Raw genomic sequence first — 13746 nt, 5'->3', positions numbered from 1 at the left:
GCGGTAATCTGCGTAACCACGAAGGGGCTCGCGGCGTCCCGACGGACAGGGAAGGAAATCGGGTGCAACTGCACAGAGCGGACGTGGTCGACGGTGCCATCGCGATCCTCGACCAGTACGGCCTCGCCGACCTGACCATGCGCCGCCTCGCCGGCTCGCTCCAGGTCCAGCCCGGGGCACTGTACTGGCACTTCCCCAACAAGCAGGCGCTGCTGGGCGCGGTCGCCGACAAGATCCTGCTGCCGATGGACGAGCCGATCGTCGCCACCGAATGGTCCGGCCAGATCAGCGAATTGGCGCACCGGCTGCGCGACTGCCTGCTCGCCTACCGCGACGGCGCCGAATTGGTCTCGGCCACTTACGCATCGCGGCTCACCACGAGCAAGGGCCGGGAACGCATGGCAGGCGCGGCCATTCGCGCGGGCATGCCGCGCCACGAAGCCGAGCTCAGCTCGTTCACCCTGCTGTACTACGTCCTCGGCCAGACCGTCGACGAACAGTCGAGGATGCAGATGGAGTCCGCGGGTGCCCTACCCGACGATGCGACCCCCCTCGACGAAACCCCCGACCCCACCGCCCGTTTCGACTTCGGCCTGCAACTGTTCATCGCAGGCGTCCGCCATCTGCTCGGCACACGGGTGCGCTGAGCCGCACACTCACGCCGGTTCGAACTGCTCAGCGCGGTGCCGCCGCGGTCTTCTGCGCCCGGACCTGCTCCTGGTATTGCCGGATGAACGGCAGGATCTGCTGGTCGATCACCGTGTTGTATTCGACCGGGCGTTGCATCGGATTGGCGTGCCCGGTGTTTCGCGCCTGCACCACCGAGAGCGTGCCGTCGACACCACCGACCTGCTCGATCAAGACCTGGTGCGAGTACTCGACATCGACCACCCGGTCCCGGCTCGGGTCGCGCGGGCGGATGAAAACGATGGCGGGGCGCGACTTTCCGTCCACCGGAGCCGCCAGCGCCTTCAGATCGTTGGTCGCGCCGCCCGCCACGATCGCGGTGAACTGCGCCTCGATCAGCCCGTTGCTCGCCGCGTTGCGCGAGAAGATCTTCTCCCGCAACACCTCCCCCAGCACCACCCGCAGCTTGGCGAAGCGGATGCCGGGGGGCCTGCCATCACCGCCGTGCGAGACGAAGCGGTCGCGGCGCGCATAGGTCTCCACGGCCAGCCGCAGCAGGCGGCTCTCCCGCGCGCCGGGCAGCCAGCGCATCCAGCGCACCATGTCCTCGCCGCGACCGCGGCTCTCCGGGCGGACCGCGTTCAGGTCCACCGGTGTGCAGTCCAGGATCACCCCGGCCAGGCGCCGATCGCTGTCGAGGTGGATGTGTTTGGCGACCTCCAGTGCGATCACCCCGCCCATGCTGTGCCCGACCAGCACGATGTTCTTCAAGCCGGACAGCTCGGTGGCGCGCACGATCAGGTCGGCGATGACCTTGGTGTCGATACCTTCGTTGTCGTAGCGGATGGCCCAGACCACGCCCATCCCCCGCAGCGCGGGCAGGGCGGCGGCAGTCGCGCTGGCGTCCAGGCCGCCGAGACCGACCATGTCGACCACCACCGTGTCCCAGTCCTCGGGATCGGCGGGGGCGGCGACGGGCAGGATCGCGGGATCGGTGTGTGCGAGCCGGACCTGTTCGGGTTCTACGTCGTAGGTGAGGTACTGGGCGAAGACGACCAGTACGGCGGCCAGCAGTGCGACCACCCGCAGCACGGCGGACCTGGTCCGGCGCAACGTCTTCCACTCGTGCCACAGGCTGGTGTCCCGTAGCCGGGCTTTGCGTCGCGCGTCGTCCCAGTCCGCGACAGTGGACGGGTGCCGGTCATCGAACGGCGACATCCATCCCACTGTAGGTAAGGGTGTGGACTGCCGCCATTCCACTCTCGACCCCGCGGCGCCGCGAACCCGACCGAACGGTAGAGTTCTGCCGTCAACCTCGGCGGGTGCGGGAATTCGGTGTAATTCCGGAACGGTCGCGCCACTGTGATCGCCCTCACGGCGAAAGTCAGACCTCCCCTGCCGGGACAACTCTGGAGAGGCCGCGACTTGCCTGTGGAGCACCACCGAATCATGCACCGCTACGCCCGGCGCAGGCCGCGGCCGACCGTGGGCGCGGGGCGGGCATGACTCGTGTCCGCGCGGCGCTCGTCTTCCCCGTCCTCGGCGCCTTACTGATCTGCGCGATGATTCTCGCCACCGGCTTCGGCGCGGAAACCCTGCCCGTCTCTTCGGTATTGACGGTGCTGCGGCAGCGGATCGCCGGGCAGACGCCTACCGACTTCGGTCTGGACACCATCGTGTGGCAGCTGCGGGTGCCGCGCACCGTGCTCGCCGCGATCGTCGGCGCGGGGCTGGCGCTCGCCGGGGCGGCCATGCAGACCCTGGTGCGTAATCCGCTGGCCGACCCGTATCTGCTCGGCGTCTCGTCAGGTGCGGGCGTCGGCGCCGCCGCGGTGATCACTTCCGGGTTGTTCGCCGGGGCCGGCGTGTGGGCGTTGTCCGGCGGGGCGCTGGCCGGGGCGTTCGTCGCGGCGGGGCTGGTGTTCCTGATCGCGGTGCTGCAGGGTGGGCTGACGCCGCTGCGGCTGGTGCTCACCGGCACCGTGCTCGGCTCCGGGTTCGCCGCGTTGAGCAGCTATCTCATCTTCCGCCGCCCGGATCCGTCGCATGCCCAGGCGGTGCTGTTCTGGCTGCTCGGCAGCCTCGCGGGCGCCGACTGGACGCGAATCGCGTTGCCGCTGAGCGTGGTCGTGCTGGCAGGTGTCGCGCTGCTCAGCGCGAGCGGCTGGCTCGACGCGCTGACCGTCGGCGGCGACACCGCCGCCGCGCTGGGCGTTCCCGTCAAAGAGCTGCGGATCGCGCTGTTCGTGCTGCTCGCGGTGCTGGTCGGCGTGCTCGTCGCGGTCTCCGGCGGCATCGGCTTCGTCGGGCTCGTCGTCCCGCACGCGGCCCGCCTGCTGGTCGGCCCGCGCCACCGCACTCTGTTACCCGCCTGCGCGCTCTGCGGCGCGCTGTTCCTCGTAGTGGCCGACGCCGCCACGCGAATCGTGGTTCGCCCCATCGAGATCCCCGTCGGAGTGCTCACCGGGCTCATCGGCGCACCGGCCTTCCTGATTCTGATGGGGCGACGGCGCTATCGGTTCGGCGAGTCATGAGCGGTAACAACATCACCCCGGACCGGACCGAGCCAGAGCTGAACGGGGCAGCCGATCATCACGTCTACGGCGGCGAGGATCCCGCCGGAAGCGACGTCATGCAAACCGCCGCCATCGCTGGCGCTGCACAGGGCATCGCCGAAACCGCCAGCACCGCTGGGGCATTAGAAGTGCACGCCCTCGCATGTGCGGCTGGGCGACGGACCGTCGTCGCCGACCTGAGCTTCAGCATCCAGGCCGGCGAGACGATCGGGATCGTCGGGCCGAACGGCGCTGGGAAGTCGACGCTGTTGCGAACTCTCGCCGGGGTGCGGCGGCCGGTGCGTGGCCGGGTAATGGTGAACGGCCAAGTGCTGCACGAGATGTCGTCGCGCCGACGGGCGCGCATGGTGGCAATGGTCGGGCAGGACGAACGCCCACCGGCCGACCTGCGCGCGGGCGAGGTAGTGGCACTGGGCTTGACCCCGTACCTGCCGCCGTGGGGTGCCGGTTCGCCGCTGGAGCAGCAGGCCGTGCACGACGCGTTGGCCACGGTGGACCTGACCGGATTCGCCGACCGGCCGGTTCATCGGCTCTCCGGCGGTGAACGCCAGCGAGTGCTGCTCGCCCGCGCGCTCGTGCAAAACACCCCGGTCCTGCTGCTGGACGAACCGACGAATCACCTGGACATCACCCACCGGCTCGAACTCCTCGCCCTGACCCGCACACTGCGACGGACCGTCATCATGGCGCTGCACGATCTGACCCTGGCAGATCGCTACTGCGACCGAATCCTCGTGCTACACAACGGCGTCGCCCACCCCCTCGCCGCGCCGGCCGTCGCCCTCGCGCCCGAGGTCGTCGACGCGGTGTTCGGCGTCCGCGCCCTGCGCGTCCCGCATCCCGACACCGGCGAGCCCCACCTCCTGATCACGCCCCGCTAGGCGGCCCCATGACCGAACCGTTGAATACCTTTGAGAGGCGAATCTATGAAGCACACTCTGCGAGTGCTGGTAGCGGTCACACTGGCCGCGGCCGTGGCCGGGTGTAGTACGCAGAACACGGCGGCCGGGGACCTCACCATCCGCAATTGCGATGTGGACGTGCGGTTTCCGGCTCTCGCGCAACGGTTGTTCGTCAACGACGGGAATCTGATCTCGATGGCGCTCGCGCTCGGGGCACAGGACCAGGTGGTCGCGGTATCGAGTGTGCAGCGGGACGCCGATACGTTGCGCAGGCACTACGGACCGGTCGTCGACCAGCTGAAGTCTGTTGCGCCCGAATACCCTTCGCGCGAGACCGTGCTGGCGCAGGGTCCCGACGTGATGGTCGCGGGCTGGAGCTACGGCTACGACGAGGCCAAGAACCTGACCCCGGACTCGTTGAGCAAGGCCGGGATCGCGGCCTACACCCTCACCGAGAGCTGCCGTCAGCGCAACGGCGAACGCCCCCGCGGCATCGTCGAGCCGTGGACGGCCTTGCGCACCGATCTCACCAACCTGGGCGCCATCACCGGCCGCGCCGACCGCGCCGCCGAGCTGACCGCCGACCTGGATCGACGCCTGGCAGCGCTGAGCGCCGCACCGCAGGCCGAGCGCAAGCCGACCATCTTCCTGTTCGACAGCGCCACCGACTCCCTCATGTCCAGCGGCAGTTTCGGTGCGCCCCAGGCGATCCTGGACGCCGCCGGTGGTCACAACGCGCTCAGCGACGTGGCCGACACCTGGACCAGGGTGTCCTGGGAGCGCCTGGCCGCCGCGGACCCCGACGCCATCATGTTCGTCGACTACCCGCCGCAGACCTTCGCCCAGAAGGTCGAGGCCCTGCGCGCCAAGCCGGGCATCAACCAGCTCCGTGCCGTCACCGAGGGCCGCTTCCTCAACCTCCCGTACGCCATGTGGACCAGCGGCCCGCTCAATATCGACGCCGCCGAACAGATTCGTAAGCAACTCGAACACTGGAACCTGGTCCCCGCCTCCAGCATTCAGCCCAGGGCCGACGACGCCCTCCGCTGATGCCGACGCACCGGCGCGGCCCGGCGCCGGTGCGCTCGGATCAGCGTCAGGTGAACGGTGACCAGCCGGGAGTGAACCAGCCGGGTGCCGCGGCGGTGAAACGGTCGCGGCTCCATGAGCCCGCGCCTTCGGGGACCGCACCGACCAGGTCGATGCCGGTGACGCGCGGTAGGTCGACGCGGTTGCACGTCGCCGCGAGGTCGGGCTCGGCAGGCCAGGAGCCGATCACCACACCGGCACAGCGCACGCCCGCCGAATGCAGGGCGCGCGTGGTCAATTCGGTGTGGTTGAGGGTGCCGAGGCCCGCGGCGGTCACCAGCAGCACCGGCGCGTCGAGCTTTTGGGCGAGATCGAGCAGGGTGAAATCACCGAGCCGGACCAGTAGCCCGCCAGCGCCCTCCACCAAGGTGAGCTCGGCATCGTCGAGTGCCGCTATGCCCGCTACGGTTTCGGCCATGGTCAGCTCGGGCAGTCCCGCGCGACGGGCGGCGGTATCGGGCGCGAGCGGATCCGGGTAACGCGCCAGTTCCGATGTCCGGGTGACGCCGCTGAGCCGTTCGATCTCGGCGAGATCGCCGGGTTCACCTGCGGCTACACCGGTTTGACCCGGTTTGCAGACCGCGACCGACCGGCCTGCAACCAGCGCGGCCGCCGCGACGGCCGCGGTGACCACGGTCTTGCCGACCTCCGTGGAAGTCCCGGTAACCAGCAGAACGCTCATACCGTCCTCCTTCGAGCTCCCACCGTTCCAGCAATGCTCATGCGCGCACCGCGTCGAACCCACGTGCCTGCGCCAGCGCCGCACCGAGAACCGTTGCGATGGTGTCGAGTTCGACGTCGGTCAGGTTGGCACGCGCGGTGAGCCGCAACCGCGAGGTACCCTCCGGCACCGACGGCGGACGGAAGCAGCCGACATCCAGGCCCTGCGCCCGGCAGGCTTGCGCGGCATCGAAGGCGACCTGTGCCTTGCCGAGCACCACCGACACCACCGCCGAATCCGGCGCAGGCACAGCGGCGATCCGCGCGATATCGGCGGCTCGCGCCAGCACCCGGCCCGCCAGTTCGGGTTCCCGGCGCAGCACCCGCAGCGCCGCGCGCGCCGCGCCGACGGCAGCGGGTGCGAGACCGGTGTCGAAGATGAAGGTGCGCGCGGCATCGATCAGATGCGCACGGACCCGCTCGCTGGCGAGCACCACACCGCCTTGTGCCGCAAGGGATTTCGATAAAGTCGCGGTGATCACCAGATCCGGCTCCCCGGCCAGTCCCAGCTCGTGCACCAGGCCCCGCCCACCCGCGCCTCGCACTCCGAGACCGTGCGCCTCGTCCACGATCAGTACCGCGCCCCGCGCCCGAGTCACCCGATGCAACGCCGCCAGCGGCGCGAGATCACCATCGGCACTGAACACCGAATCGGTGAGTACCAGCGCCCGCTCCTCGGTGCGCGCGGCAAGCAGACGGTCCACCGCGTCGACGTCCCGGTGCGCGGCGATCTCCACCCGCGCTCGCGACAGCCTGCACGCGTCGACGAGCGACGCGTGGCTGCCCGCATCGGAGACCACCAGCGCGCCGCGCCCCGCCAGCGCCGTGACCGCGCCGAGGTTGGCGGCGTACCCCGAGGCGAACACGAGTCCGGCTTCGGCACCGACGAATTCGGCGAGCTCGGTCTCCAGCAGCTCGTGCTCGGCGGTGGTGCCGGTGACGAGCCGGGAGCCGGTGGCGCCCGCTCCCCAGCGCCGCACCGCCTCGATCGCGCCGTCGATCACCTCGGGGTGGCGGACCAGCCCGAGATAGTCGTTGGAGGCCAGGTCGAGCGACGGCGAGCGCGCCGCGCGGGGACGAAGTTCACGCCGCAGTCCGGCGGCCACCCGCGCGGACGCGCGCTCGTCCAACCAACTCAATGGATCGGTAGTCACAGCTCCGGAGCATACTTGAACACCGTTCAGGAAGCATAGCCCCCAGCCACCCGATCACCCGGAGAACCAGTTCGGTGTATCGAAGCGAAACACCTCCCCCGGTGTCACCGTGCGCAGATCCCGCTCGAGTTGCGCCAGCCGGTCCGCGCCGAGCTGCCGCGCCCAGCGCTCATGGATCCGATCGAAGACCCGCGCGGACCGATCCAGCATGTCGACGGCGCGCGCGGTCAACGTGTAGACCTTGCGCCGCGCATCGGTCGGATCATGGCCGGGTCGCAGATAACCCAGCCGCTCGAGCGTCTCGATGTGCTTACCAGCGGCCTGTTTCGAGATACCGAGGGCGCGACCCAGGTCGGCGGCGGTGCACCCGTACGGCCCACCCACCCGGCCGACGGCCTGGAACAGGAAGCCGTGCATCGGCCGCAGTTCGGCGTGCCCGTGCTCGGCCAACTCGGCGTGCACCTCGTCGATGACGGCCCGAAAGCCGAGCAGCATCCGCAACGGCAGTTCGTATCCACCGGAATCACTTGACATATTGGACAACCTCGTTGACTATATGGACAACTTGATTGTCTATCTTACGGAGTGACCACGCATGACGCTCATCCAACACACCGAAACCCGCCGCACCGAAACCCCCGGCGGCGTGATGACCACCCTCGCCTCCCCCACACAGGGTGGCACCGCGCTCGCCCTCTGGCGGGTCGAGGTGCCCGCCGACAAGTCGGGCCCGGTCCACCTCATCGACACCGAACAGATCTGGACCGTCATCGCGGGCAGCCTCACCGTCGACCTCGACGGCACGAAAATCACTGCCGCCGAAGGCGATACGGTGATCTTGCCCGCCAACGCGCTGCGTCAGGTGCACACCGAGCATGGCTTCACGGCCATCGTCACGGCACAGGCGGGCGCCAAGGCGGGCGTGCCGGGCGGCGACACCATGGTGGTGCCGCCCTGGATCGCCTGAACCGTCCGGCGATCACGACTGGGCCGCGACCGCGGCGCGCATACCGGTCGTGATCGCCGCGATGTCCGCGTCGGTGCTGATGAACGGCGGCATGGTGTACACGAGATTCCGGAACGGCCGCAGCCATACCCCGGCACCGACGGCGGCATCGGTCGCGGTGCGCATATCCACCGGGCGGTCGAGTTCGACCACGCCGATCGCACCGAGCACTCGGGCCTCGACGACACGGGGCAACGCGCGCAACGGAGCAAGCCCCGCTTCGAGGCCCGCTTCGATCCGCGCCACGTCGCCGCGCCAGTCCCCGGCCGTCAGCAGTTCGAGGGAGGCGACGGCCACCGCACAGGCCAGCGGGTTACCCATGAACGTCGGCCCGTGCATCAAGCCGCCGTGCCCCGCGCTGATCGTCTCGGCGATCAACGCGGTGCACAGCGTGGCGGCCAAGGTGAGGTAGCCACCGGTCAAGGCCTTGCCGACACACATCACGTCCGGGCCGACCCCGACCTGATCGGCCGCGAAAAACGTTCCGGTGCGGCCGAATCCGGTAGCGATCTCATCGAAGACGAGCAGCACCCCGTGCTCGTCACACAGCCTGCGCAGATCGGTCAGGTAGCGCGGATGATGCCAGCGCATCCCGCCCGCGCCCTGCACGACGGGCTCGACGATCACCGCCGCGAGTTCGTCGGCGTCGGCGCCGATCAGCCGATCCAGCTCGGCCGCGTACTCCGGGCGGTAGTCGGCCGGCGGCATCGGCGCGAAGACCTGATCGACCAGGACGTCGGTCCACAGCGAGTGCATGCCGCCGGTCGGATCACACACGCTCATCGGCGTGAAGGTGTCGCCGTGATAGCCGCCGCGCCAGGTGAGCAGCCGCCGTTTTTCCGGGCGGCCGAGCGCGCGCCAATACTGCAGGCACATCTTCACCGCGACCTCGACCGACACCGAACCGGAGTCGCACAGGAACACTTTGTCCAGCCCGGCCGGCGTCGACTCGACGAGCAGTTCGGCCAGCCGTGCGGCGGGTTCGTGGGTCAGACCGCCGAACATCACGTGGCTCATCCGCTGCGACTGCGCCACCAGCGCGGCGTCGAGCACCGGGTGCCGGTAGCCGTGGATGGCGGCCCACCAGGAGCTCATGCCGTCGATCACCTCGCGGCCGTCGGCCAGCGTCAGCCGGGTGCCTCGGGCTTCGGCGACCACCAATGGTTCGGTGGTGGCCGGGAATCCGCCGTAGGGATGCCAGAGGTGTTTGGCGTCGATGGCGGCGATCTCGTCACGGGTCAGTGCCACAGCAATCCTCGCGGTCGAGCGACGACCCGCCCAGCGGACGGGCTTGAACGCCGTTCAAGTTACCACCGGAGCTGCGCGCGAGCGTCATCCGCGCGAATTCCCGACGCGCAACGGCCGTCCATGGTTATTCTTTGACTCAGTCAAAGACCGAGAGAGCACCGCAGGAACGGAGCCGTCGTGACCACAGTCGCCGCCACGGATATCGCCGCAGTCCGTGAGTTCAACCGCCGCTACACCAAGGTCATCGGCGTGCTCCGCGAAGGCCTACTGGACAGCGAGTATTCGCTGACCGAGGTCCGAATCCTGTTCGAGCTGGCCAACTCCGGCACCGCCGAGGTGGTAACCCTGCGCCGGACACTGGATCTCGACGCCGGCTACCTCAGCCGCATCCTGGCCCGTTTCGAGAGCGCGGGCCTGATCCAGCGCAACCGTTCCGGCAGCGACGGCCGCCGCCAAGAGGTCCGGCTCACCACCAAGGGCAAGGAGATCTTCGCCGTGCTCGACCAACGCTCCAGCGACGAGATCGGCTCCCTGCTCACCGCCAAACCACCCGCCGCCCGGGCCCGGCTGGTCACCGCGATGCGGACCATCCAGCAGATCCTGGACCGACCCGCCGACGCGGCGGCACCACCTTTCGCGATCCGGGCGCCGCGGCCCGGCGACTACGGCTGGGTCATCGAGCGGCACGCCCGGCTCTACACCGCCGAATACGGTTGGGACGGAACATATGAGGAGCTGATCGTGCGCATCGTCGCCGACTACCTCACCGCACACGACGAGCAGCGCGAGCGGGCCTGGATCGCCGAGTCCGGCGGCGAGCCGGTGGGCAGCGTCTTCTGCGTCGCCGAGAACGAGACCACCGCGCGGTTGCGACTGCTGCTGGTCGAGCCGAGCGCGCGCGGACTCGGCGTCGGGTCCGCGCTGGTCGAGGAGTGCCTGCGCTTCGCGACCGCCGCGGGTTACCGCGAGATGGTGCTGTGGACCAACGACGTCCTCACGGCGGCCCGGCACATCTATCAGCGAGCCGGTTTCGAGCTCGTCGAGGAGAGCCCGCACCACAGTTGGGGTGCGGATCTGATCGGCCAGACTTGGCGACGGTCGCTCGGTTAGCGCTGCCCGTCGCGCAGCAACGGCTTTGCGCTACCTCCGAAGTGGAGGCGCGGCCGTCGACCGACGGCAGACCGATCCCGCCATCAAGCCCCCGGTGGGATCGTCACTCCGCATCCTCGGCCGCCAGCACCTCGTTCACCGAGACCAGTGCTCGCCGCAGATCGACCAGCCCGTCCGCACCCAAACTTTCCGCGATCAGCCGCTCGATGCCCCGAATGCGTTGCGCCGCAACGCCGAGCGCGTTCTTACCGGCCGCGGTCAGCACAACCAGCCGTGCCCGCCGATCAGCGGGATCGACCTGCCGCTCCACCAAACCGCAGCGCTCCAGGTGCGTCACCAACTCCCCCATCGACTGCTGCGTCATGCCCGCCGACTCCGCCAGCGCGGTGATCCGCGAGCCCGCCGGATCGAGGTGACGAAAGACCGCATAGTGCGCCGGGCGTAGCTGATCATCGAGCCGCGCACGTAGCTCCCGGTTCAGCGCGCGCTCGTAAGCGGTGGTCGCCTGGCTCAGCAGTTTGAGCAACGTGGCGTTCGGATCGACCGTTGACATATTACGAAGGCTACCTTTATAACTTGAGTTATGGAAGACGGCACAACACTCACCTACCGCAACGGACATCAGGTCACCTTCGTTGCCAGGGGCGAGGACGAGCACGGCCCGTATCTGCGGCTACACCACCGACTGTCGCGAGCCGAACGGCAGGCGGGCCCGCATTGGCACCCGGTGCTGTCCGAGCGGTGGACCATTCGCGAAGGCCGCGCCCGCTACAAGATCGACGGCGTCGAGCTCGTCGCCGAGCCCGGCGACACCGTGACGGCTCCGGCCGGCGTCGTGCACGAGTTCTGGAGCGAGGCGCCCGACACCACGTTCGATCACGAGATCCGCCCGCCGCTGCGGCACTGGGAGATGTTCCAGCTCTGGCACAACCTGGACACGGCGGGCAAAACCACCCGGTCCCGAGTGCCACGCGACCCCCTCGCACTGGCATTGCTGTGGGATTACCAGGACGGCTACCTCGCCGGGATCCCGCGCTGGGCGCAGCGCGCCGTACTGGGCGGACTGGCCCGCCTAGCCGTCCGGCTCGGTTACGCACGGCGCTGGCTGGACACCTGACCGGGTCACCGCGGACCCGCCCGTCGCAACCGCCCCCGCCGAGTAGAACGCCGCTGCCGCTAATGTCGTTGCTATGGCTCAGCCCGACGCAGCGTCCGGTGACGCGACACCCCTCGGTGTGTGGCCCGGCACCGCCTACCCGCTGGGCGCGACCTACGACGGGGCAGGCACCAACTTCTCGGTGTTCTCCGAGGTTGCCGACGCCGTCGACCTGTGCCTGATCGCCGGGGACGGCACCGAGACCCGGATCCCGCTCGACGAGGTCGACGGCTATGTCTGGCATGCCTACCTGCCCGCGGTCGGTCCTGGTCAGCGCTACGGATTCCGGATACACGGCCCCTACGACCCGGAACACGGATTGCGTTGCGATCCGAGCAAATTCCTGCTCGACCCGTACGGCAAGGCCTTCGACGGCGAGTTCGGCAACGACCCCTCGCTGTACACGCACGGCCTGGACTCGCTCGGCCACACCATGGCTGGCGTGGTGATCAACCCGTACTTCGACTGGGGCACCGACCGCGCGCCGAACCGGCCGTACCACGAGACGGTGATCTACGAGGCGCACGTCAAGGGCATGACCGCCACCCACCCCGACATCCCGGAGGAGTTGCGCGGCACCTACTCCGGCATCGCGCATCCGGCGATCATCGAGCACCTGAAAGGCTTGGGCGTCACCGCGATCGAGCTGATGCCCGTGCACCAGTTCCTGCACGACACCGTGCTGCTCGACCAGGGCCTGCGAAACTACTGGGGCTACAACAGCTTCGGCTACCTCGCCCCGCACAACGAGTACGCCGCCATCAAGCGCGCCGACTCCGCGGTGACCGAGTTCAAGGCGATGGTGCGCGATCTGCACGCCGAGGGCATCGAGGTGATCCTCGACGTGGTCTACAACCACACCGCCGAGGGCAACCACCTCGGCCCGACCATCAACTTCCGCGGCATCGACAACGCCGCCTATTACCGCCTGCTCGACGACGACCCGTCGCACTACATGGACTACACCGGCACCGGCAACAGCCTTAACGTGCGGCACCCGCACACGCTGCAGCTGATCATGGACTCGCTGCGCTACTGGGTGCTGGACATGCACGTCGACGGCTTCCGCTTCGACCTGGCCGCCACCCTGGCTCGCGAGCTGCACGACGTCGACCGGCTGTCCGCGTTTTTCGATCTGGTGCAACAGGATCCGGTGATCAGCCAGGTGAAGCTGATCGCGGAGCCGTGGGACGTCGGCGAGGGCGGGTACCAGGTCGGCAACTTCCCCGGCCTGTGGACCGAGTGGAACGGCAAGTTCCGTGACACCGTGCGCGACTACTGGCGCGGCGAGCCCGCCACGTTGGGCGAGTTCGCTTCTCGGCTCACCGGATCCTCCGATCTGTACGAGGCGACCGGGCGCAGGCCCAGCGCGAGCATCAACTTCATCACCGCGCACGACGGCTTCACCCTGCGGGACCTGGTGTCCTACAACGAGAAACACAACGAGGCGAACGGCGAGGACAACCGCGACGGGGAGAGCTGGAACCGGTCGTGGAACTGCGGCGTCGAAGGCGACACCGACGACCAGGACATCCTCGCGCTGCGCGCCAGGCAGAGCCGCAACCTGCTGGCCACCCTCGTGCTCAGCCAGGGCGTGCCGATGCTCGCGCACGGCGACGAGATGGGCCGCACCCAGCACGGCAACAACAACGTCTACTGCCAGGATTCCCCGCTGGCCTGGATGGATTGGTCACTGATGCAACAGAATTCGGACCTGCTCGAATTCACCCGCAACGTGATCGCGTTGCGCACCGAGCACCCCGTCTTCCGGCGCCGTCGCTTCCTCGACGGCAGGCCGGTGCGGTCGAAGGACCGCGCCCGCGACATCGCCTGGCTCACCCCGGAAGGCGCGGAGATGACCACCGCGGACTGGGACAGCGGCTTCGGCAAATCGCTGACGGTGTTCCTCAACGGCAAGGGTATCCACGAACCCGACCCGCGCGGCCAGCCGATCACCGACGACTCGTTCCTGCTGTGCTTCAACGCGCACGACGAAGCCATGGACTTCACCTTGCCGAACGCCGACTACGGCACGCGGTGGGCGGTCGCACTGGACTGTTCGACACCGACCGGCCTGACCGAGGCGAGCTACCCCGCGTCGGCCACCGTCCCGGTCGAATCCCGGTGCCTGCTGGTGCTGCGCCACGCCGGATGACCC

At 68.9% G+C, this 13746-nt stretch carries 14 protein-coding genes and 1 riboswitch; of the genes, 8 read left to right on the top strand and 6 right to left on the bottom strand.

Annotation, left to right across the window (positions count from 1 at the left end; genetic code table 11):
* Nucleotides 1-62 precede the first annotated feature (62 nt).
* Nucleotides 63-647, top strand: coding sequence for a TetR/AcrR family transcriptional regulator C-terminal domain-containing protein (locus tag ACIHA7_RS17435; RefSeq protein WP_397290439.1), 585 nt, complete (start codon nucleotides 63-65; stop codon nucleotides 645-647).
* 28 nt (nucleotides 648-675) lie between these two features.
* Here the strand turns inward: ACIHA7_RS17435 and ACIHA7_RS17430 are convergent, their stop codons facing one another.
* Nucleotides 676-1845 (bottom strand): alpha/beta fold hydrolase, encoded by a 1170-nt coding sequence (locus tag ACIHA7_RS17430; RefSeq protein WP_397290437.1) that lies wholly within the window; start codon nucleotides 1843-1845, stop codon nucleotides 676-678.
* A 108-nt stretch (nucleotides 1846-1953) separates the two neighbouring features.
* A riboswitch (cobalamin riboswitch) is annotated at nucleotides 1954-2018 on the top strand.
* A 111-nt stretch (nucleotides 2019-2129) separates the two neighbouring features.
* On the opposite strand from ACIHA7_RS17430, the gene ACIHA7_RS17425 reads away from it, so the two are divergent.
* The 3 genes from ACIHA7_RS17425 to ACIHA7_RS17415 are packed head-to-tail and all read left to right on the top strand — an operon-like array spanning nucleotide 2130 to nucleotide 5155.
* A complete protein-coding gene (locus tag ACIHA7_RS17425; protein WP_397290435.1) occupies nucleotides 2130-3161 on the top strand; it encodes a FecCD family ABC transporter permease in 1032 nt (343 codons plus the stop codon).
* A complete protein-coding gene (locus ACIHA7_RS17420; protein ID WP_397290433.1) occupies nucleotides 3158-4084 on the top strand; it encodes an ABC transporter ATP-binding protein in 927 nt (308 codons plus the stop codon). Before ACIHA7_RS17425 ends, ACIHA7_RS17420 begins: the two co-directional genes overlap by 4 nt.
* Before the next feature lie 45 nt (nucleotides 4085-4129).
* Entirely contained in the window at nucleotides 4130-5155 is a 1026-nt protein-coding gene (locus tag ACIHA7_RS17415) for an ABC transporter substrate-binding protein (protein WP_397290431.1), read from the top strand.
* A 46-nt stretch (nucleotides 5156-5201) separates the two neighbouring features.
* Here ACIHA7_RS17415 and bioD read toward each other — a convergent pair whose 3' ends face one another.
* The 3 genes from bioD to ACIHA7_RS17400 are packed head-to-tail and all read right to left on the bottom strand — an operon-like array spanning nucleotide 5202 to nucleotide 7602.
* Nucleotides 5202-5876, bottom strand: a complete 675-nt coding sequence (bioD, locus tag ACIHA7_RS17410) for a dethiobiotin synthase (RefSeq protein ID WP_397290429.1) — start codon at nucleotides 5874-5876, stop codon at nucleotides 5202-5204.
* A gap of 37 nt (nucleotides 5877-5913) precedes the next feature.
* Entirely contained in the window at nucleotides 5914-7068 is a 1155-nt protein-coding gene (locus tag ACIHA7_RS17405) for an 8-amino-7-oxononanoate synthase (protein ID WP_397290427.1), read from the bottom strand.
* A gap of 54 nt (nucleotides 7069-7122) precedes the next feature.
* Nucleotides 7123-7602: a MarR family winged helix-turn-helix transcriptional regulator gene (locus ACIHA7_RS17400; RefSeq protein ID WP_397290425.1), complete on the bottom strand. Its 480-nt coding sequence runs from the start codon at nucleotides 7600-7602 to the stop codon at nucleotides 7123-7125.
* A gap of 61 nt (nucleotides 7603-7663) precedes the next feature.
* Between ACIHA7_RS17400 and ACIHA7_RS17395 the strand changes: the two genes are divergently transcribed.
* On the top strand, nucleotides 7664-8035 hold the full coding sequence (locus ACIHA7_RS17395; protein WP_397290423.1) for a cupin domain-containing protein: 372 nt from the start codon (nucleotides 7664-7666) through the stop codon (nucleotides 8033-8035).
* 12 nt (nucleotides 8036-8047) lie between these two features.
* On the opposite strand, the gene ACIHA7_RS17390 is transcribed toward ACIHA7_RS17395, so the two are convergent.
* Nucleotides 8048-9322, bottom strand: a complete 1275-nt coding sequence (locus ACIHA7_RS17390; protein ID WP_397290421.1) for an adenosylmethionine--8-amino-7-oxononanoate transaminase — start codon at nucleotides 9320-9322, stop codon at nucleotides 8048-8050.
* A gap of 177 nt (nucleotides 9323-9499) precedes the next feature.
* On the opposite strand from ACIHA7_RS17390, the gene ACIHA7_RS17385 reads away from it, so the two are divergent.
* Entirely contained in the window at nucleotides 9500-10432 is a 933-nt protein-coding gene (locus tag ACIHA7_RS17385; RefSeq protein WP_397290419.1) for a GNAT family N-acetyltransferase, read from the top strand.
* A gap of 103 nt (nucleotides 10433-10535) precedes the next feature.
* On the opposite strand, the gene ACIHA7_RS17380 is transcribed toward ACIHA7_RS17385, so the two are convergent.
* Nucleotides 10536-10985, bottom strand: coding sequence for a MarR family winged helix-turn-helix transcriptional regulator (locus ACIHA7_RS17380; protein ID WP_397290417.1), 450 nt, complete (start codon nucleotides 10983-10985; stop codon nucleotides 10536-10538).
* A 30-nt stretch (nucleotides 10986-11015) separates the two neighbouring features.
* Here ACIHA7_RS17380 and ACIHA7_RS17375 point away from each other — a divergent pair, with 30 nt between their 5' ends.
* Both ACIHA7_RS17375 and glgX read left to right on the top strand, forming a co-directional pair.
* On the top strand, nucleotides 11016-11549 hold the full coding sequence (locus ACIHA7_RS17375; RefSeq protein WP_397290415.1) for a cupin domain-containing protein: 534 nt from the start codon (nucleotides 11016-11018) through the stop codon (nucleotides 11547-11549).
* Nucleotides 11550-11622: 73 nt separating this feature from the next.
* Complete coding sequence (gene glgX / locus ACIHA7_RS17370) at nucleotides 11623-13743, top strand: glycogen debranching protein GlgX (RefSeq protein ID WP_397290413.1); 2121 nt, start codon at nucleotides 11623-11625, stop codon at nucleotides 13741-13743.
* Nucleotides 13744-13746 lie beyond the last annotated feature (3 nt).

This window comes from Nocardia sp. NPDC052316, from assembly GCF_044547795.1.
Taxonomy (GTDB): Bacteria; Actinomycetota; Actinomycetes; order Mycobacteriales; family Mycobacteriaceae; genus Nocardia.
Note: the sequence above shows the minus strand (reverse complement) of the source record. Positions and strands in the feature narration are given on the sequence as shown.